Origin of the sequence: Nocardia carnea NBRC 14403 (assembly GCF_000308515.1) — a bacterium.
GTDB lineage: Bacteria > Actinomycetota > Actinomycetes > Mycobacteriales > Mycobacteriaceae > Nocardia > Nocardia carnea.
In genome coordinates, this window is the sequence record NZ_BAFV01000071.1 from 49,818 (window position 1) to 68,462 (window position 18,645).

At 65.5% G+C, this 18,645-nt stretch carries 19 protein-coding genes and 1 pseudogene; 7 read left to right on the forward strand and 13 right to left on the reverse strand.

Going from position 1 to position 18,645, the window contains the following annotated elements:
* Nucleotides 1-3 precede the first annotated feature (3 nt).
* Nucleotides 4-816 (reverse strand): DUF1684 domain-containing protein, encoded by an 813-nt coding sequence (locus ON22_RS25125; protein WP_033247240.1) that lies wholly within the window; start codon nt 814-816, stop codon nt 4-6.
* A 209-nt stretch (nt 817-1,025) separates the two neighbouring features.
* Between ON22_RS25125 and ON22_RS25130 the strand changes: the two genes are divergently transcribed.
* On the forward strand, nt 1,026-1,493 hold the full coding sequence (locus ON22_RS25130; RefSeq protein ID WP_033247241.1) for an NUDIX hydrolase: 468 nt from the start codon (nt 1,026-1,028) through the stop codon (nt 1,491-1,493).
* 41 nt (nt 1,494-1,534) lie between these two features.
* Nucleotides 1,535-2,731 (forward strand): metallophosphoesterase, encoded by a 1,197-nt coding sequence (locus tag ON22_RS25135; RefSeq protein ID WP_231508777.1) that lies wholly within the window; start codon nt 1,535-1,537, stop codon nt 2,729-2,731.
* Nucleotides 2,732-2,736: 5 nt separating this feature from the next.
* Here the strand turns inward: ON22_RS25135 and ON22_RS38630 are convergent, their stop codons facing one another.
* The 3 genes from ON22_RS38630 to ON22_RS25150 all read right to left on the reverse strand — a co-directional run bounded on the left by ON22_RS38630 (nt 2,737) and on the right by ON22_RS25150 (nt 5,819).
* Complete coding sequence (locus ON22_RS38630) at nt 2,737-3,093, reverse strand: CGNR zinc finger domain-containing protein (RefSeq protein WP_081595823.1); 357 nt, start codon at nt 3,091-3,093, stop codon at nt 2,737-2,739.
* A 106-nt stretch (nt 3,094-3,199) separates the two neighbouring features.
* The gene (locus ON22_RS25140) at nt 3,200-4,480 is read right to left on the reverse strand and encodes a cytochrome P450 (protein ID WP_033247242.1); all 1,281 of its coding nucleotides are present in this window, start codon (nt 4,478-4,480) and stop codon (nt 3,200-3,202) included.
* A gap of 394 nt (nt 4,481-4,874) precedes the next feature.
* On the reverse strand, nt 4,875-5,819 hold the full coding sequence (locus ON22_RS25150) for a TetR-type transcription factor C-terminal domain-containing protein (protein WP_063820655.1): 945 nt from the start codon (nt 5,817-5,819) through the stop codon (nt 4,875-4,877).
* A gap of 131 nt (nt 5,820-5,950) precedes the next feature.
* On the opposite strand from ON22_RS25150, the gene ON22_RS25155 reads away from it, so the two are divergent.
* From ON22_RS25155 to ON22_RS25175, 5 genes are all read left to right on the forward strand, one after another.
* Nucleotides 5,951-7,159 (forward strand): acyl-CoA dehydrogenase family protein, encoded by a 1,209-nt coding sequence (locus tag ON22_RS25155; protein WP_033247244.1) that lies wholly within the window; start codon nt 5,951-5,953, stop codon nt 7,157-7,159.
* Nucleotides 7,160-7,170: 11 nt separating this feature from the next.
* Complete coding sequence (locus ON22_RS25160) at nt 7,171-8,178, forward strand: phosphotransferase family protein (RefSeq protein WP_081595827.1); 1,008 nt, start codon at nt 7,171-7,173, stop codon at nt 8,176-8,178.
* A gap of 11 nt (nt 8,179-8,189) precedes the next feature.
* Nucleotides 8,190-8,924 (forward strand): SDR family NAD(P)-dependent oxidoreductase, encoded by a 735-nt coding sequence (locus tag ON22_RS25165; protein WP_033247281.1) that lies wholly within the window; start codon nt 8,190-8,192, stop codon nt 8,922-8,924.
* A 741-nt stretch (nt 8,925-9,665) separates the two neighbouring features.
* A complete protein-coding gene (locus tag ON22_RS25170) occupies nt 9,666-10,562 on the forward strand; it encodes a hypothetical protein (protein ID WP_156052450.1) in 897 nt (298 codons plus the stop codon).
* On the forward strand, nt 10,559-11,539 hold the full coding sequence (locus tag ON22_RS25175; protein ID WP_033247247.1) for a hypothetical protein: 981 nt from the start codon (nt 10,559-10,561) through the stop codon (nt 11,537-11,539). Before ON22_RS25170 ends, ON22_RS25175 begins: the two co-directional genes overlap by 4 nt.
* Before the next feature lie 17 nt (nt 11,540-11,556).
* Here ON22_RS25175 and ON22_RS25180 read toward each other — a convergent pair whose 3' ends face one another.
* The 9 genes and pseudogenes from ON22_RS25180 to trxA form a co-directional block, all read right to left on the reverse strand.
* Complete coding sequence (locus ON22_RS25180; RefSeq protein WP_033247248.1) at nt 11,557-12,600, reverse strand: hypothetical protein; 1,044 nt, start codon at nt 12,598-12,600, stop codon at nt 11,557-11,559.
* Nucleotides 12,601-12,656: 56 nt separating this feature from the next.
* Nucleotides 12,657-13,772, reverse strand: coding sequence for a DUF3558 family protein (locus ON22_RS25185; RefSeq protein ID WP_169332480.1), 1,116 nt, complete (start codon nt 13,770-13,772; stop codon nt 12,657-12,659).
* Between the two features lie 281 nt (nt 13,773-14,053).
* Nucleotides 14,054-14,452, reverse strand: a complete 399-nt coding sequence (locus tag ON22_RS25190) for an inorganic diphosphatase (protein ID WP_051158063.1) — start codon at nt 14,450-14,452, stop codon at nt 14,054-14,056.
* Nucleotides 14,453-14,529: 77 nt separating this feature from the next.
* Nucleotides 14,530-14,669, reverse strand: a pseudogene (locus ON22_RS36865) (transposase); the annotation flags it as partial.
* Between the two features lie 38 nt (nt 14,670-14,707).
* Entirely contained in the window at nt 14,708-15,121 is a 414-nt protein-coding gene (locus ON22_RS25195) for a creatininase family protein (RefSeq protein ID WP_051158064.1), read from the reverse strand.
* 638 nt (nt 15,122-15,759) lie between these two features.
* Nucleotides 15,760-16,200 carry a DUF1931 family protein gene (locus tag ON22_RS25200; RefSeq protein ID WP_174375632.1) on the reverse strand — a complete coding sequence of 147 codons (441 nt, stop codon included), beginning with the start codon at nt 16,198-16,200 and terminating at the stop codon, nt 15,760-15,762.
* A 13-nt stretch (nt 16,201-16,213) separates the two neighbouring features.
* Nucleotides 16,214-17,944: an FAD-dependent oxidoreductase gene (locus ON22_RS25205; RefSeq protein ID WP_033247251.1), complete on the reverse strand. Its 1,731-nt coding sequence runs from the start codon at nt 17,942-17,944 to the stop codon at nt 16,214-16,216.
* Nucleotides 17,922-18,188: a UBP-type zinc finger domain-containing protein gene (locus ON22_RS35970; RefSeq protein WP_081595826.1), complete on the reverse strand. Its 267-nt coding sequence runs from the start codon at nt 18,186-18,188 to the stop codon at nt 17,922-17,924. Before ON22_RS35970 ends, ON22_RS25205 begins: the two co-directional genes overlap by 23 nt.
* A complete protein-coding gene (gene trxA, locus ON22_RS25210; RefSeq protein WP_033247252.1) occupies nt 18,185-18,637 on the reverse strand; it encodes a thioredoxin in 453 nt (150 codons plus the stop codon). Before trxA ends, ON22_RS35970 begins: the two co-directional genes overlap by 4 nt.
* Nucleotides 18,638-18,645 lie beyond the last annotated feature (8 nt).

Genomic DNA, 18,645 nt, shown 5'->3' on the forward strand with positions numbered 1-18,645 from the left:
GATTCAGCCGCGCTCGTAGGGGATCTTCTCGCCTGCCTCGATCGCGACCGGCAGCCGGTTCTCGGCCGGCGGTAGTGGGCAGGTCGCGAGATCGGTGTACGCGCAGGGCAGGTTGACCGCGCGGTTGAAGTCCAGGGTCACCGTGCCGTCGGCAGCGGGTGGCGGGAGCTGCAATACACGGTTGGCGGCGTAGGTCGTCACACCGGAGGTCGCATCGGTGAACAGCACCGTCAGGTGCCCCGCCGCCTTCCCGGGAAACGCGGTGAGCCGCAGTTCGTGCCCGCCCACCTCGAACTCGATCTGCCCGGGCGCGTCGTAGACGTGCTCGAGCCCTTCCACCGCGGCGCCCACCGTGGTGGGCCGTGGCTCTGCGAAAGCGGTGTACCGTCCTCCGAGCACCCACTTCGGGTCAGGAGCATAGGCCGGGGTGCCGCGGAAACCGGTGCGCAACGGGTTGTCCGGATGCCGCGGACGGACGATATCGTGCCCGCCGCGTGTGGCGACCTCGATCACGGCGTCACCCCAGACCGCGTTGATCCCGCCCCGTTCCGGGATGACGCCGAAGCGATGGTCGCCACGGACCGCATTCCCCTCGATCAGCAGCTCCTCGTCGTCGCCGAGGACCACCCTGACCCCGCCGGGTCCGGTGGACCAGATACCCGGTGCATCGGGGAAACGCTGCGGTGCCACCGTGACCCAGTGCAGGCCGGTGACGGCCAGGAAGCCGTGCGGATCGGCCAGGTTCGTTTCCTGCTGCCGATGCCAGTCCCGCCATTCGGCGGTGAAGATATCGGCCGAGGTCGCGGCTGTCGTCATGGATATTCCCTCCGAATACGGGGCAAGACCGTGGTGCGATCATCCGCCGCGGTAACCGAACGAGAAACGTTTCCGATCGGCCTGATTCTGTGCCCGCGGCCGCCGGCCGGCGCGAGCAGCGGCGGCCCGGCGGACATGGATGGTGGCTGAAGCTTCCGCCACCGACCGTGGTTCGGCTTGCCGGGAGGTATTCGGGCAAACTTCACGCCATGAAGTACAGCGCTGGAGTTCTGCTGTTTCGTCGTGCGCCCGAGGTGCACGTGCTGCTGGGGCATATGGGCGGGCCGCTGTGGGCGCGTAAGGATTCGGGGGCGTGGTCGATTCCCAAGGGGGAGTACGAACCGGCGACCGAGGAGGCTCGCGCCGCCGCGGCCCGCGAATTCGACGAGGAGTTGGGTATGCCGGTGCCCGACGGGGAGTGGATCGCGTTGGGTGAAGTGCGGTACGGCAGCGGTCGGAGTAAGAAGCAGGTCACGGTGTGGGCGGTCGAGGGCGAGCTCGATCCGGCTCGGGTGGTGCCGGGGACATTCGAGATGGAGTGGCCGCCGCGGTCCGGCGAGTACCGCGCTTTCCCCGAGGTCGATCGGGTCGAATGGTTCGATCTGACCACCGCGCACGATAAGCTGACCACCGGCCAGCGGCCATTGCTGTCCCGGCTTGCCGAGCGACTTCGCTGACATCGACGGAGCACCTCGAGAACTGAATTAGTATCGAGGTGGTGAGCACTCCGTCGCCGGATACGGCGATCCGATCGGATTCGCGTACCTCATCCGGGCCCGTGCGGGCACTCGCGGTCACGGCGACGATCGTCGCCGTGCTGCTGGTCCTCTTCGCTGTCCCGTGGTGGACGCTGGTGATGTCCGGAACTCGGTGGCCGGCACCCGTGGTCGCACTGGGAACAGCGGCCTTCGTGATAACCCTCGTGGTTCTACCCGTGACGCTGGTACTGAGCCACGGCCGCCGCCATCTCGACTGGGCAGGCATGATCGGCGACTCCATCCTGGGAATTGTGTGGGTGCTCTTCGCGTGGTCGGTGATCGGCACCATCGCGCGGCTCGTACTCGCGTTCGTAGGCGTCGAGGACCCGGTTCGCTCACGGTCGGTGGCCACAGCGGTCGTTCTCGTCACCGTAGCTCTCCTGATCTGGGGCAACCGGGAGGCGATGCGAATTCCTCGGATAAAGCATGTGGACGTCACCCTGCCGCGACTCGGCCCTGGCCTGGACGGCACCCGGGTCGTCGCCGTCACCGATACCCATTTCGGTCCGATCAACCGGACGACGTGGTCGCTCGGTGTCGCTGCGGCCGTGAACGAACTACGTCCCGATATCGTGGCCCATGTCGGTGATATCGCCGATGGCCCCGTGGCGCTACGACGTGGGCAGGCGGCCCCGCTCGGCACCATGGAGGCCGGGCTCGCCCGGGTCTATGTCACCGGCAACCACGAGTACCTCGGAGAGGCGCAGGGCTGGCTCGACCACATGGAGTCGATCGGCTGGAAAACTCTGCACAACGAGCATATTGTCGTCGAGCGCGGCGGCGACCGCCTCGTCCTTGCGGGCGTCGACGACGCCACTGCGAAGTCGGCGAAACTGACTGGTCACGGCGCGGACTTCGAAAATGCCTTGGCGGGAGTCGATCCCGGGCTGCCGGTGCTCATGCTCGCGCATCAACCGAAGCAGGTTGTCGAGTCCGCGGCCGCCGGTGTCGACCTCCAGATCGCCGGCCATACCCACGGTGGGCAGATCTGGCCGTTCAACTACCTGGTCCGCCTCGATCAACCCACCGTTCACGGGTTGAGCCGGCACGGCGAACGGACACAGCTGTACACCAGCCGGGGCTCGGGTTTCTGGGGCCCTCCTTTCCGTATCTTCGCGCCCAGTGAAATCACGGTGATAACGCTTCATTCCGCTTGACGGCACTATCCGCGGCAGTGGGTCGAAGGTGTCCGGAGTTTCTCGGATCTACGGCGCTGGTAGTGCCGGGCCACGCGCATACGGTTGCCGCAGAGAGCGGCCGAGCACCAGCGCCGGCGCGGGTTGGTGGGCAGGAACCAGATCACGCAGTCGTAGGCGTCGCATTGCCGGATCGTGGTGACCGCGAGATCGGCCAGCAGGTGGGCGGTGGATTCGGCGAGTTCGGCGGCCAGACGCTGCCCGGGGGTGCCCGTACGCCGGCGGACGGCGGTCAGGCCGGTGTCTTCCCACCTCAGGTGCGTGATCGCGGGGGCTGCGTGTTGGGCGTGTTCGAGCGCAAGGGAAGTGAGCTCGGAACATATGGGCGGCGGTTCGACCGAGGTGTCTCGGTCGAATCCACGCCCTCGGCGATCAGCGCGATCGGGTCGGTGAAGCGGCCCTCACCGACCGGGCCACCGAAACCACGGGTCAGGGGGTGGCCAGCCGGACCGGCATGCGTTTGATGCCGTGGATGAGTGCGCTGTGCCCGTATTCGGGTTCACCGAGTTCGACCGGCGGAACCTTGGTGATCAGCTCCCGGAACAAATGCTTCAATTCCATGCGGGCCAGCCAGGCGCCGAGGCAGTGGTGAGGGCCGCCGCCACCGAAGCCGGCGTGGTGGTTCGGGTCGCGGGTGACGTCGAACGCGTGCGGATTGTCGAACGCCGACTCGTCGCGGTTGGCGGAACTGTAGAACATCACGACCTTCTCACCTGCCGCAATCGGGGTTCCGGCGATCTCGGTATCGCGGGTCGCCCGGCGAGCGAAGTGCACCACGACGCTGCCCCAGCGGATGAACTCCTCGATCGCGGTGTTCATACGCCCGTCGAGATCCTCGCGCAGCCGGTCCACTTGGCTCGGATGCTCCACAAGCGCTTTGAAGGCATGGGAGGTGGTCTGTTTGGTGGTGTCGTTGCCGGCGGCGGAGATCAGCACCATGAACGCGCCGATATCCTCATCGCTGAGGCGATGCCCGTCGACTTCGGCGGCGATCATCGCGGTCATGAGGTCGTTGTGCGGTTCCGCACGGCGCCGCCGGGCCAGGTCGGTGCCGGCGGAGTGGAGGATGCCGATCTGCTTGTAGAAGAACTCGGCGCGCTCCTCGAGGCTGGTGTACTCGAGGTCGGTGGTGCCGAACAGGGCTTCGGTGGCGAACGCGACCGCCTCGCGGTCGGCCTCGGGGATGCCGATCATCTGCGAAATCGTTTGCATGGGCAGTTTCCGGGATACCGCGTCGACGAAATCGAGGGTTTCACCGGTCCGCAGATCGGCGACGAAATCGTCGACGATCCGCGTGGCATTGGCGCGGACCTGCTCTTCCACCCGCTGGATCTGGCGCGGAGTGAACGCCGAACTGATCAGTTTCCGGTAACGGGTGTGCCGGGGCGCATCCAGGGCGATGAAGAATTTGGTGCTGTATTCGACATCGGGCGGCATATACCCCAGGGTCGTGCCGTCTTCCGAGGAGAAGATCTCCGGGTTCCGGCTGACCTGCACGATATCCCGGTACCGGGTGACAGCCCAGAAACCCGGATCGGGATCGGCGAAGATCAGGGAATCCGGCGGGGCATGCCAGGTGAGGCCCTCGGCCCCGCGCAACCGGGCGAACGCCGCCTCCCGGCCGTCGAAATCCTTTTCCCAGAACTTGTAACTGGAGATATCGACCTCATGATGGGGTCGTGTGGACGCCGCGCTGCCTGTTAGTGTCATGACCGCCTCCGAACCGAGTGTGCTCTCCCCATGGTGGCACTCCTGCGCGTCGGGGGGGCACGGAATCGACCTGGACACCGACCCCGGGCCGCGGTGCGTGGTCGGGATCGGCGATTTCCGGCATCGGTGCGCATATGGTCGGCCACAGGCCAGATCCAGCGGGAACGACGCCCGCGGGTCGACCACCGTGGTCGTGACCTTGAAGGTGCGGGGGCTGATCCCCTCGATCCCGATAGAGGCCATGAAAGCGGCCGGACCGCACCGCGACTTCACCTCTGCATCGCCGGCTCGATGGGAATCCCTGATGCTCGGTCACCATCGGCATCGACTGCGGTCCCGCGGTCGGCTGGACGATATCTACGGCGAACGAACCTATGAAGCGGGTTCTCTGTGCTCACCGCTGTATGGTGCGACGGAGCTGTGACAGCGACAGTCCGGGACGGTCTTCGGCTCCAAGCGCTCGAATTCCGAGTAGGGCGAGGGCGAAATCCGCGTACTCGATAGCGATCTGTTCGGGTGTTGCGGGCCCTTCGAGCCGGAACCATTGTGGTAGTGAGGTGCACATTGTCGTGATGGCCCGGCCCGCGACTCGCGCTCGGGCGGTGGTCAGGTTCGCCTCGTTCAGGGCTGTGTCGATGTCCTCGTCGAGGATGTACTGGAGTTCGTTGCGGGAGTGGGTGATCCGTCGCCGATTGTCTCGAGTCAGGCTGCGCATTTCGCTTGCTCCGATGAACGCGAGTTCGCGGTGGTGGGTGTGGAAGAGGGCGAGCGCTTCGACGACGTGGGATACGCGGTCGCGTCCGGTGTTCGCGTCGCGCCGTGCCGCGCGTACCCGCCAGTGCAGTTCGTTCATGGTCAGGTCGAGCGCTCGTACCAGCAGTTGTTGTTTGTCGCGGTAGTGGTGGTAGACGCCGGGCACGCTCATTCCGGCGCGGCGTGCGATCGAACGCATGGTCGCACCGTGGTAGCCGGTTTCGACGAAGGCGGAGATCGCCGCGGCGAGTACCGGGTCGATGTCCAGTGGCGGGAACTTCCGCCAAGCGTTGGGCGACTCGGTGCCCGGTTCGACCGGAGACCCGAGCCGGTCACGCGGTCGGAGTTTTCCGCCGGTGGGCGATTCGTGTTCGCCGACCAGCCAGGACACGGTGGTGCCGAGAACTGTCGCCAGCGCGTGTAGTCGCGGGATGGATATGCCGGTTTTACCGTTCTCCACGGCGCTGAGGGTGGCTGGGCTGATCTCCAGCTGTTGTGCGGCCGCCCGCAGCGAGAGACCTGCCGCGACCCTCGCCTGCCGTACTCTCGCCCCGGCGTTGTGCCGATCCCCGATCGATTTACGCATATTGTTCAGCTTATCTGAACGTTGGCTCTCCTGTCTGACCTGCGATTGACAACGTAAATGGAGGCATGTCACTCTGCTTGCATGTTGGTGGCCGAGCGAGCGTTCGGCAAACGAGATGGAGGAGCCGACCCGTGGCGATCGATCTGTCCCTTCCCGGCGAGGTGCAAGCACTCGTCGATCGGACCCGTAGCTTCGTTCGTGAACATGTCGTTCCACTCGAGGACGCGCACGACGGTGATATCGCCGCGGCGGGCGGTGACAAGTTCCGGGTGGAGTTGCAGCAGGCGGCGCGGGACGCGGGAGTGTTCGCGCCGCACGCGCCGGTCGAGTACGGCGGGCACGGTCTGGGGATGTCGGACCGGGCGCCGGTCTTCGAGGAAGCCGGCTATTCCCTGTTCGGTCCGACGGCACTGAATATCGCCGCGCCGGACGAGGGCAATGTACATATGCTCGCGCATATCGCGAACCCGGAGCAGAAGGCGCAGTACCTCGCACCGCTCGCGCACGGCGACGTGCGTTCGGCGTTCGCCATGACCGAGCCCGCCCCCGGCGCCGGGTCGGATCCCTCCGCGCTGACCACCCGCGCGGTCCGGGCCGAAGGCGGCTGGCGGATCAACGGCACCAAATTGTTCATCACCGGCGCGGACGGTGCTGGTTTTTTCATCATCATGGCGCGCACCTCGGGCGAACCGGGGGAGCGGGGCGGTGCGACGATGTTCCTGGCCCCGGCCGATACCCCGGGTATCCGGGTGGGACGTCATCTCGACACGCTGGACCGGTCGATGGTCGGCGGCCATTGCGAAGTGTTCTTCGTGGATCTGCTGGTCCCGGACTCGGCGGTCCTGGGCGAGGTCGACCGGGGTTTCGAATACGCTCAGGTGCGCCTCGGACCGGCCCGGATGACACATGTGATGCGCTGGCTGGGTGCCGCCCGCCGGGGTCACGATGTGGCGGTGGCCCAGGTGGCCCGGCGTGAAGGATTCGGATCGAAACTAGGCGATCTCGGCATGGTCCAGAAAATGGTCGCCGACAACGAGATCGATATCGCCGCCACCCGTGCCCTGCTCACCCGCGCCTGCTGGGAACTCGACCGTGGCGAATCCGCCGGTAACGCCACCTCGATCGCGAAGACCTACGCGGCCGAGGCGATCTTCCGGATAGTCGACCGCAGTATGCAGATGTGCGGCGGTCTCGGGGTTTCCGGTGACCTGCCACTGGCGCGGCTCTCGCGTGAGGTGCGCCCGTTCCGTATCTACGACGGCCCCTCGGAGGTGCATCGGTGGGCGATCGCCAAACGCACGGTCGGTGCCGCCAAACGCGCGCTGCGGGACAGCGAATGAACCTACCGGGTATGGATGTCGCCGCACTCGAGCGGTACCTGCGCGCGCAGGGGATCGAGGTGCGCGGTGACCTGCGGGTGGAGCTGATCAGCGGTGGCCGGTCGAATCTGACCTTTACCGCAGCCGACGACGTATCGCGATGGGTGGTCCGCCGCCCACCTGTATCAGGACTCACCCCGTCGGCACACGATATGGCCCGCGAATACACGGTGACCGACGCGCTACAGACCTCTGCGGTACCTGTGGCGAAAACGATCGCGTTCGACGCGGAAGGTACCGCGCTGGGCGCACCGATGACGGTCGTCGAATTCGTCGACGGGACCGTGATCCGCGACCAGGACGACCTCGCCGCGCTCAGTGATGAGCAGGTGAGTGCTGCCGTTGCGGAGCTGGTGCGGGTACTCGCCGAGTTGCACGCGGTGGATCCCGCGGCGGTGGGGCTGGAAAAGTTCGGCCGGCCCGCAGGGTTTCTCACCCGTCAGGTGAATCTGTGGGCCTCCCAATGGGAGCGGGTCAAAACCCGTGAACTCGCCGATGTCGCGGCCCTGCACGCGGCACTGGTGGACGCAGTACCCGCGGAATCGGCGGCCTCGATCGTGCACGGCGACTTCCGTATCGACAACACCATTCTCGACTCGGCCGACCCCGGCCGGGTGCGCGCGGTGGTCGACTGGGAACTGTCCACCCTCGGTGATCCGCTCACCGACGCCGCGCTGATGTGCGTGTACCGGTCGCCGGTGTTCGACCTGGTCCTCGGCTCCCGTGCCGCGTGGACCAGCGACCGGATGCCCGCACCCGACACACTCGCCCAGGCCTATGCCACCGCATCGGGTCGCGACCTCGGCAACTGGGGCTTCTATCTCGCCCTCGCCAATTTCAAACTCGGCGTGATCGGCGAAGGTATCACCCACCGGGCCCGGCACGGTTCGGACGCGGGTTCGGCCGCCGGACGAGCGGCCGAAGCCACCCCGGAGTTCATGGCGGCCGGGCTGCGCGCATTGAAAGGCGGCCCGAAATGACCGGCGCCACCATGAAAACCGCACTCATCAGCGGCGCAACCCGCGGTATCGGCCTGGGTATCTCGACACTTCTCGCCCGGCAGGGCTACGCGCTGACACTCACCGCTCGCGATGCCGAGCGCCTGGACGCGGTCGCCGCCGAGCTGCGTGCGGCCGGCGCCGCCGATATCGTGACGGTCGCTGCGGATATGGCCGACGGTGACGGTATCGAGCGGGTGCTGGGCGCGCATTCGGAGCGCTTCGACACGATGTCCGCCCTGGTCCTCAATGCGGGAGTCGGTACCGCCGGCGCGCTCGCCGATGCCTCGATGCGGCGTTTCGACAAAACCCTGGCCGTGAACCTGCGCGCACCGGTACAGCTCATCCAAGGTGCTCTGCCGATGCTGCGGGCAGGCGCGGCGGCCGACCCCGGCCGCGGCGCGAAGGTGATCGCACTCGCCTCGATGGCAGGTGTATACGCCGAGGCCGGATTGGCGGTGTACGGCGCGGCCAAGGCGGCGCTCATCTCGCTGATCGCGACCTTGAACGCCGAAGAATCACCCAACGGCGTCACGGCCACCAGCATCGCACCCGGCTACGTGGACACCGAGATGAGCGCATGGATCCACGACCGCATCCCGCCCGAACGGATGCTGGCCGTGAACGACGTGGTCGAGATGGTCGACGCGCTGCTGCGGCTGTCCTCACGTGCGGTCGTACCGAATATCGTGATGTCGCGCGCCGGAACCGACGGATTCCACGCATAACGGACAGGGCGAGCGGGCGGGAATTTCCGGGACTGTCGGCTGCGGCCCGCTGCTCGTGGGCGCGGGTGTCCCGGTCCTCGAACTTGCCGATGAGCAGGCATCTCTGGAACAGGCATACCTCGAATTGACCTCGGCCGACAGTGAATAGTCGACCGCGCGGCGCATGACCTCGGCTTCTTGTTCCAACTGACGGATTCGTTTACGCGCTTCGCGTAGCTCGGCCGACTCATCACGGGTGGCGCCGGGCCGGTGACCGTCTTCGATATCGGCTTGTCTGAGCGAGTTCTTCACACAGCTCTGCGAGATTCCGCAATCCTTGGCGATCTAGGTCAACGAGATCTCGCCCTTGCGGGCAACCGCGACGACGTCGCGGCGGAACTCCTCGGGATACGGCTTCTGCATGGGGGATATCCTTCCAGCGAGGACGAACCCTCACAGGTCAGGAGTCAACCGAACTGGAGGCAGTCCCGACTTCGTGGAGGCTGCCTCCGCTGCGGTGAGAGGTGGGGTAGGTAAGCTGCAACAAGGCCGGTTGGTGGTTCGAGGGGGAGTTCCTTGTCAGCGATGTCACGGGTGATGTCGATAGTGGCGGCATCGACACTGCTGTCGGGATGTACGGGCGCGGTGTCGTCACCGTGGGAGCCACCGGCGGCGCCGGAAGCCCAAACATTTACGACGTTCGGCCGTCCGGTGCCCTCGGCGGATTACATCAAGTTGCAGGCGGCAGCGCAGGTGCGTTCAGTGGATCCGTGTGGCGTACTGAATCCCGACAGCTTGTCCCGGTACGGCCCGATTATGACGGTGGGCCCCAGCCGCGCGCTGTCGGAATGCGTAATCAATATCGCGGTTGCCGGACAGTCGCTACCCGCCGATATCAAGCTCGATCTCGCGGCCAACAGTCCTTCCCCCGATGACGACACCAGGACCATCGCGGGAGAGACGGTGGCATTCGACACCCTTTTATCGACCGGGTACAGCTGCCACTACCAAGTGCCCATGCGATTCCGGTCGACCGAGACACCGGATACGGGCCCGGAAACAACAGTGCCCGACATCGTCGAGCTGCCGCCGGTTCCCTATATGTCGGTGGCGGCCTCCAGTTTCGACTCCGTCGACGGCGGTGACTGCCGTGTGGCCGAGGAAGTGATCGCCGAGATCGTGGCAACCTTCGCCGAAGACCGAGTGCCACAGCGCGACCAACACACCATGGGTATCCCGCTGGCACAGCGAAGTCCATGCGAGCTCATCGAACATTTCCCGCCCGAGTTTCCAGCGGAGCGGTTCGACGTGACCACTGCCCCGTATGAATGCAAGGCCTGGGTCGGGGGCGAAATCATCGGTGTCAGGTTCCAGGTCGGGGACGGGGACACGGCGATGCGGCCGGTGAGCGGTCAACGGGCAGAGACCATCGCGGGATACCCGGTCCTGGTCAGTGAAGACGATTGGCCGGGCGGTCCGAAGTGTGTCTTCAACTTCGCTGCCGGCCCGATATACGACGGAGTCCGCCCAGGCACGGCCGGCCCGGCCTGGGTCCGTGACGATGCCCGAGTCCAGCCGACTGTGCAGCTGAACGGACCGTGCTCGCCGGCCCGCGCGGTGCTGCCGGCAGCACTCGAGTTGTTCGGGGCCAACCGATGACCCGCCTGTACGCGGCCATATGCGCGTTGCTGGCGGCCGTGCTGCTGTCGGGATGCGCGGTCGAAGGACTGGCTGTGCCAGTCGGTTCCGGTTACCGGGCGATGCTCGGACCTGATCACGAGCGCGCGATTGCGATCCAGAGCAACCGCGATCATGCCCGCCGGCTCGATCCCTGCGCGATGGTCGACGAAGCAGCGGTCATCGCCGCAGTGGGCACACCACGCCATTTCGGCGCCCACAATGAACCGGACGAGTGCGAACTGCGGTTCGACCGCAACACCGCGATCGGCGGCGTCGGCTCGCTTACGGTGTCGCTGACTGTAGTCGAGGACGGCAGTGGGCAGAAGTTCCAGGTCGGAGACCGTATCGCGCACACCCTCGACAGTGGCAACCTCTGCCATATCAGCCTGACCTACGACGATATGCGGTCATTTTTCTACTCACTCAGCGGTCGCGACGACGCCGACCTCTGCGGGCAACTACGGCAGATCGTGACCGCCTCCGCGCCGCTGCTCGACCGCGCGCCGAAACGGCCGGAGTCCGCCCGCATGCCGGCCACCAAAGCGTGGACATTGGACCCGTGTGCCGCGCTGAGCAGCGCCTACGGCCTCGACCAGGAGATCACCGTCGGTGGGATCGACCCGTTCGAATGCGACTTCCGCCTCGGGTACGAGCATCGGCCCGATGAGCTGAACCGATTCCGCATCGCCTTTTTCCATCGCTCGGAGGGCTCGGCGAATCACCCCCAACCTCATGTCCGGCGACTGCAGATCGTCGGTGTCGACGCCGCCGAGCACAGCGGAGAGAACGACTACTGCATCATCGAAATCAACGTCGGAGCCGATAACCCGTTTCCGGTGGTCAACTACGACGGGCAACCGGAACAGTGGATCGAGGCGATGAAGGTCAGTGGTCACGGCTGCACCGAAACCCGGCGCATCGCCGTCGCCGCCGTGAAGGAATACCAGAAGAAGTAACCGGGGGACCTTCGGGATCAGGTAGGCGGCGCGGCGCGGTAGGCGGCGATGATGGCGGAGGCTACTTCATCGAGTCGTGGGCAGTCGTCACGTGCAGTGAGTTCGACGACGTCGACCCAATGGTCCGAGAATGCCCAATAGTCGTCGGTCGGGGGACCGTCTGCGTCGATATCGACGACGCGTGGATCGGTTTCGCCCAGGTAGATATCGAGCGAGCAGGTATCGGACTGCACGGCACGCACACCGTCGATGGTCCTGACCGGGTAGTCGAGTACGTGGGCGTGGAAGAGCATGTCGAGTGTTTTCTGGGTGTTTGTCCAGCCGTACTGGGTCGACTCGTCTTCACCGTCGAATCGGAATTCGCAGGTGGAGGCCACGAGGCCGGTGAAGATCTGCCACCGGGAGTAGTCGATATCGAGGTGGTCCAGCGCGGCGCAGGGGTCGATGTTCGCCAATGGTGTGTTGAACCCGTGGGTGGTGTCGCGTCGCAGGGGCGTTGTGTCGAGTGTCGGTAGCGCTGCGGCGACGAAGTCGAGTCCTTCGTCGCAGGCGTTGAGTTCGTGACCGAACCCTTCGGGGCCGTCCTTGGAGTGCACCCAATAGCTGAAACCGCGCTCACGATACGGAACGGTGATGAGGCACCCCAGCCCAGCCTGTGTGTTGACCGGCAACCCGTTCACTGTGGCGTTGGCCGGCTCGGCGCTGCGGGAACTCAGGTCCGCCACCACCTTGTAGATCCCTTTCTCGGTGACCGACGGCCTGAACACGACCTGGCATTCGGAAAAGGCTTGTGCGCCCCCGAAGTAGGTCGGGGCGCCGAGTGTGGCAATGGCTGCGTCGTTGATGAATCCGCACGGGTCGAGCATCCGGACGTGATCGCGCCAGAGCACGTTGTCCAGGTCCTCATGGCCGAGCTGGTCTCGATAGGTGCCGGCAAAACCCGCCGGCAGCGGATATCCCTGCACCGTCGACGTGCATCCCACCAGGGTCGTGACACACAGCATGACGACGGCGGCGATCGTGCTGATCCTGGCGAACTGCGGTTTCGGAAGACTCCCCACACCCGTAACACTATCCGGCTGTGGGGGCGGGATGGTGACAGTGGGACGACTCCTGTCTAGGCTCGGCACCGGGCCATCGCGGGATACCGGGAGCGGTTCGCTTCACAATGGGTGTTGTAGAGGTCGACGATCGTTTCGGCCATCTCGCGGGCCGCGTCGCACCCGCTTTCGTCGACAGCGACATGGATCATGTGCCCCAGAGACACCTCACCGCCGGTATCTTCAGGTCGAGCGTCGGGGTCTGCGGCGATAACGATCTGGCAGAACGAGGGATTGCGGTACTTGTTGCCGCGCGTTTGAACCGCGGGGTGGCCGCCGACGGTGATCCGGGATTCTTCTTTGCGGTAGGCGCCCGGTTCCAGGGCTGCGGACACGACGCCGAAGGTGTACCACACGTGATGGGCATTGGCGTGATTGTCCGGATCGGTCACGAAATTGCACTGCCAGCCGAAAGAGTCGGCGTGGGGGTAGAACCGCAGGGTAGGCGCCCCTGCGGCCTCCGTGGACAGAACCGCGCACGGATCCAGGGTCGCCAGCGGATGATTCACCTGGGCGTGAGCCGGGAACGAGGGATGCTCCGTGAACGGCGGTGCGTCGGCGCGCTGTGGTAGCTCGTCAACGGGCAATGCCGTTAGTGGGATACCCGCTGTGGCGACGGCTTGTGCGGTAGGGCAGAGGTCTTCACGAGGTTCACGGCCGGAATCCATCAGGCCCCCTGGGGCGCTCACTCTGTATGCCAGGCCGATGTGTCGGGCTTCGTCGAACATGATGAGAGCGGTGCAGAAATCCGGAGTCGCGCTGATCCGGATCGGTGTCCCCGCCACCGGAGTGCCATAGGTGCCGGTGCTCGTCGTGAACTCGACGGAGACTTCCCGGATCTGCAACGGTCCTGCGGGTGGGGAGAATCTGCTGCTGCATTCTCCGTATGTGTTGTTCGCGCCGATATAAGTCGCCGGTCCGATCGAGGCGAGGACATCGGTATCGAGAAGACCGCAGGGATCCATCGCCCGCATCGACGCGCGATAAGGCAGTGCGGCTTTCTGGTCCGCGGTCAGGAAGTCCGGATAGGGCAAGGCTGTTGGGGTGGTATCGGAGGCGGCCGCGGGTTGCGGTGGCGCAGACGATGTCGAGCAACCTGTTACACCCACACCCAGTAGGATTGCGACCGCCATCGCAGCAGACCGGAGAATTCCTGAACGGAATGATCGAAATGGCATAAGCCCCCCTGTATCTCACATTGAACGACACCTACGGTACCCAACCGTCGACCCGCGATCCCTCATCGGCCTGGCTTGGAGGTAGGTCCGGCGCCACGGTGACGGTACTTTCGCTTCGTAACGCTCGGCTCGTTCTCTATGCGCGGATCATCGAGTGCGAGGCGGCGCTCAACATCAGTGCGAATAAAGCCATGGCGGGTGTACTGACGTTCAGCGGGAGTGTCCTATCGATTTCGTCAAGGGCAGCGGCAGGGGCAGTGCCTGATGATGACGTAGTGCCCGGCGGTCTCCTGGAACTCGACGGCCGCGGCGATAGCCGCGTCGTCGAGTGTCCTGTCGGGGTTGGGAACGACGACGAGTTTGTCGTCATCGTCGTGGAGCCGGTGAACGATCGCGATGCAGGTGCCCTGTGCTGAAATCATCGGTTCGGAAGAGCCCAGATAGTAGGCGTCGAGTTCCTCGCCGTCGGGCGCGAGTGTGCCGGGGACGTAGCCGTAGTTGGCCAGGTAGAGAAATCCGCAGGTCGGGTGGCGGCTCCCGTAGGGGCGGTCGATGATGAGGTCGGCGGTTCGGCCGAGGAACGGTCGCGCCAGTCTCAATGATTCGGATTCCTCGATCGGACCTGGGCTGGTCATCGTCGCAGACTATCGGGCGGGCTGGATTGTCATGCGGCCGTTTGCGGTGCCAGATAGGACTGTTTGGTTCGCAGCATGGCGAACAGGAACAACGCCCGTTTGAGTTCGTGGTTGCCGGTTCGGGCGGGGGATGTTCACCGTGGATGGAGCTGCCGGAACGGTGGGTGATCGGGGCGATGCCGACGTAAGAGGCGAGGTGGCCGGCCGAGGCGGCCGCGCGCCGCGCCCAGTGGCCGCCCGACAAGCTCGAACCAGTCAACCTGCGGCATTGCGCCATCGCCCCGCGGCTGTGTAGCCCACATTTCCACGGTGCTCGGTCTGGGCGGAACGCTCGGGATGGGTGGCCTCGGGTGCGATATGCATGACGAGGCTGGATTCGACCGTACCGGCGCGGTGGTCCTCGGTGCGGGCGACGCCGGTGTCGCGAGCCAGAGTGTTGCGGAAGTCTTCGCCGACCACGTCCCACCAGTTCACGATCATGACGCGGGCTTCCGGGACGGAGAGGGTGGTTTCGCGGGCGGCCTCACACAAGAAGCTGATGTTGTCGATCGCAGGGTTCACGATCACGAAGCGACGGGTGCCGTGGGCGGACAGCGCGGCGAGAGTATCGGTGACGAGCTGGGTGCAGCCGATCCCGCAATGATCGTGGCCTGGACCACCGGGATCCAAGCCACGAAGGCCGCCGCCCAGAACAGGGCCTGAACGACTACCGACCAACCGCGCAGGATGGGGGACGAGGAGATCCGTGCGCTGATCGATGACCTGGGCGAGATAGTCACCGCCCTGGATGAGGCGGACCCGGCGGACAAATCGGCCGTATATCGGCAGTTGGGGTTGAAGCTCACATATCAGCCGGATGCTCGCGTCGTCCGCGCAGAAGTGAACATCGACGGCCGTCCCTGGACTGATAGGACCAGGTCAGCGCACAGAAAAACACATACCCCACGGGGGAACCGTGGGGTTTTGGTAAGTGTCCGGAGGGGGAATCGACCACTACGCCCACGCGCTCAACCACCGAAAACTCCTGGTTATCAACCAAGCGTAGCTCCGGGTCTGCCCCAACGCTCTAGCAGGCAAGCCGCATGTCGGTGCGCCCAGGGTATCGGTTCATCGGACACAGCGGCCTTGGCCAGTCGGCACCGGACGCACCGGTCTTTGGTCGTGGCAGGCTGTGCGTGTGAACTCCCCCAGCCCGTCGAGCAGCCGGTGCCCCACACCAACCGCTCGGCCGTGTCAGGTGCGGAGGAACTGGTCTCGGCGTCGCGCCAAGCGGCGATCTACTGGCTCGACGGGCTGCGGGCGGGTGGTCAGAGCAGGAGATGGAAGATGTCGAAGGCGACCTTCCACTCGGCGGCCCCGGGGTTCTTTCGGTCCGGTTCGATCGTGACGAATGTGTGCGCCAGTGCCACGCTCAAGCCCCCGGCGATCAGCGGCAGTCGCTGCTCGGTCGCCTCGGAGAGGGTCATGTCCAACGGCGGTCGGGCCGTGAGTTGATCGAGCACGGACTGTAGTTCGATCTCCTGGTCCAGTTTCTCGAACCGGTGGATGCTCTCCTGCAGTCCCTTGGTGATCGGCAGCTCCCACGGTTCGATCACGTCCCTCAGATTTGCCTTTGCCGACGCTCTGCCGATGAGTATCAGGTCGTAGACCTTGTCGTCGACGAAATCCGTATAGCGCTTCAGATCGTTCCGGTCGACGTGCAGGCCGGCCGCTGCCCGGAAGAATTGCTGGAATTTCACGGCACCCATTACTGGCATGTTGTCAGCTCCTGTCGAAGTATTCATGGATTTGGCGAACCGCCATCGCGCCCTCGCCGACAGCGGATGCGACCCGCTTCACGGAGCCGCTACGGACGTCGCCCGCGGCGAACAGGCCGGGCCGGCCGGTTTCGAGCGTCCTCGGCACCCTGGCACCGGTCATCCGCTGTGTGCCGTTGCCTCGGGCGAGGACCGCGTCGATGCCCGTGAGGACGAAGCCGTGGTCGTCGAGTGCGATCGTGTCGGCCAGCCACCCGGTGTAGGGCATCGCCCCGATGAAGACGAACAAGGCGCGCACCCGGAGAGTGTCCTGCCTCCCCGTGTGATTGTTCTCGACCACGATCTCTTCGAGGTATTTCTCCCCGTGGACCGTACGAACCTCGGTATTCCGGTGCACGGTCACCCGCGGATGGCGCTCGATCTGGTCGACCAGATACCGGGACATACTCTTTCCGAGGTCACTGCTGCGTATGAGCAGGTGAACACGGGAGACACTGCCCGCGAGAAACACGGTGGCCTGTCCGGCGGAGTTTCCGCCGCCGACGATGGCCACCGGGTCGGTGCCGCACATCCGCGCTTCCTGATGGGTCGCGGCGTAGTACACGCTCGTTCCCTCCAGCGCCTCGATCCCCGGGACCGTCAGCTTGCGGTATCGCGCCCCGGTGGCGAGCACGACAGCCCGGCCGCGAACCACACCGCCGTCCGCGAGCGGGAGCGCGTGATGCCCGTCCTCGGGCACCAAACCGGTCACCTCCGCTGACACCAGCAGCCGGGCCCCGAACTTCCCGGCCTGGATCACAGCCCGCTCCGCCAGCTCGGCGCCGGAGATACCGGCGGGGAACCCGAGGTAGTTCTCGATCCGCGAGGAGGTACTGGCCTGCCCACCCGCGGCGATCGACTCCAGTGTCACCGTGTTCAATCCGTCCGAAGCGCCGTACACCGAAGCGGCCAGACCGGCCGGTCCCGCCCCCACCACGACGAGGTCGCACACGTCCTGGGTTGCGTCCCGGACCGAGTCCGGAACCGGAAGCCCGACGATACGGGCGAGTTCGGCGTTCGGCGGATTGCGAAGCACCTTCTCGCCGTGCCAGATCACGACGGGAGTGTCCTCGGGAGCGACGTCCAGGCTGCGCAGCAGCTGCTCGGCCCGTTCGTCCTGCTCCACATCGGTCCACCTGTGGGGCAACCGGTTTCGCATGGCGAACTCGCGAAGCCGCAGCGTGTCCGGTGAATAGCAGGAGCCGATTATCCGGAACCCCGAACCGAGCCCGATCAGCAGGTGTCGACGCACCAGGTAGGCGCGCAGGATCAGATCGCTGAGCACGAGATCGTGAGCCACCAGTTCACGCACCCGCTCGGCCGGGACGACGAGTATCTCGCCGTCCTCGATCGCTTCGGCGGTGAAGAAGGCCACCTGGCCTTCCAGCAGCCCGAGCTCGCCCAGGAATCGTCCGGGACCGTGCACACGCAGTATCCGGCGTCCGCTATCTCCGTCGCCCTCGTCGATGATCGCGACCGTGCCCGAGAGGATCACGAAGAAATCGTTGCTGGGTTCGCCCTCTCGGATCAACACCTCGCCGGTGCTAACCGGTCGACGCGCGCCACCGACTTCGAGTGTCGCGACCTGGTCGTCCGTCAGCCGCGGGAATGCTCCCAGCTCATCGGGAGTCTCGTCATCGACCTGCGGGATGTCACGGACGGGAGTGGGATCCTCAGACGATGTTCTGGTCGACATAACACCAGCGCCAATCTTCACCTGGCTCCATCGACTGGACGATCGGATGGCCGATGACGCGAGCGTGCGCGCTCGCGTGCTTGCCCGGTGAGGAATCGCAGCACCCGACGTGTCCGCACGTCAGGCAAAGCCTCAGATGTACCCACGGTGTGCCGAGGCGAAGACATTCCTCGCAGCCCTGCGGGGTCCGGGGTACAACGGGCCGGATGGCGGTCACGTGTGGGTCCACAGGTACAGAAGTCATGGCTTCGTCTCCTTGCCTGCCTTTTCCGAGAGCGCCTGATCGAGCCAGGCGCGCAGTTGCGGAACAGGGGCTGCGCCCGCCTGACGTGCCAGGACCTCGCCCCGGTCCATCACCAGCAGGGTCGGTACGGCGCGCACGGTGAACCGTTCGGCGGTCCCGGGCGCGGCATCCACGTCGGTCTTCACCAGCTTGATCCGGCCCGCGCGTTCCCGGGCGAGCTGCTCGAGCGCCGGGCTGACCATGCGGCACGGGCCGCACCAGGTCGCCCAGAGGTCGACGAGCACAGGAACCGAGGACTTCTCGGCTACCTCCGCGAAGTCATCGTCGCCTGCCGAGGCGATCCAGGGCAGCGGCTCGTGGCAGTTCCCGCAGCGCGGTTTTCCATCTCCTGCTGCGGGGACCTTGTTCACCTTGCCGCAGTTCGGGCATTTCACCGTTTGGGATCCCATGACGGCAC